We start from the raw sequence: 541 nt of genomic DNA on the forward strand, positions 1-541 counted from the left end.
GGATCCGGGGCTGCGGCCTGCGCTGTTGGCGCTGGTCGAGCCGGATGTACGGGGGGGGATCCGATGTCGCCGCTGCGGTGGACGGTCAAGTCCACTCGCACGCTGGCGCAGGAGCTGACCCGGGCCGGGCACCGTGTCAGTGCCGACACCGTCGCCGACTTGCTGCGGGCAGAAGGCTTCAGCCTGCAGGCAGGCGCCAAGACGATCGAGGGCAGTCAGCACCCGGACCGCGATGCCCAGTTCCGCTGTCTCAACGAGCAGGCCCGCGAGCACCGGGACGCCGGCCAGCCGGTCATCAGCGTGGACACCAGGAAGAAGGAGCTCGTCGGCGACTTCAAGAACAACGGCCGCCGGTGGCGGCCGAGGGGTGAGCCGGTGTTGGTGAACGTGCATGACTTCGCCGACCCGCAGCTGGGCAAGGCCGTCCCCTACGGGATCTACGACCTGGCGGCGAACACCGGCTGGGTCAACGTCGGCACCGATCACGACACCGCCGCGTTCGCCGTGGAGTCGATCCGCCGCTGGTGGCACGGCCAGGGCC

1 pseudogene is annotated in these 541 nt (G+C 70.2%); it reads left to right on the plus strand.

The features are described from left to right. Positions 1 to 541, plus strand: a pseudogene (locus TN53_RS42005) (ISAzo13 family transposase); the annotation flags it as partial.

Origin of the sequence: Streptomyces sp. WM6386 (assembly GCF_000972385.1) — a bacterium.
GTDB lineage: Bacteria > Actinomycetota > Actinomycetes > Streptomycetales > Streptomycetaceae > Streptomyces.